General features: G+C 59.4%; 1 pseudogene. It reads right to left on the bottom strand.

Annotated features, from left to right (window positions below):
- Window positions 1–160 precede the first annotated feature (160 nt).
- Window positions 161–318 (bottom strand): annotated as a pseudogene (locus P3H15_RS55320) (hypothetical protein); the annotation flags it as partial.

The following is a 318-nucleotide window of genomic DNA, read 5'->3' as shown; positions in this document are numbered from 1 at the left end:
TCCTCGAGGGCAGCAACGAGATCATGCGCGTCGTCATCGCCCGCAGCGTCGTCGGAAACCGAGGAGCAGCATAAATGAGCGAACCAATCACCGACCCCGAAGTTCTGATCGAGAAGCGGGACGGGGTGGGCCGGATCGTGTTGAACCGGCCGAAGGCGACGGAGTCGGGTTGGTCGTAGACCGAGTGCAGCAACGTCTTCACCCAAGGCCACGACGCCTTCGGGGTCTGCGCCATCAGATTCGTCGAGTAGTGTGACTGTAAGGAATTAATGTGTCGATTCGGTTGTGTCGTCTTCCTGCTGTGGTATCGCGGCGAGA

It is taken from the genome of Rhodococcus sp. T2V (genome assembly GCF_029269925.1).
Taxonomy (GTDB): domain Bacteria; phylum Actinomycetota; class Actinomycetes; order Mycobacteriales; family Mycobacteriaceae; genus Rhodococcus_F; species Rhodococcus_F koreensis.
The sequence above is the reverse complement of the archived record's forward strand: the minus strand, read 5'-3'. Positions and strand labels throughout refer to the sequence as shown.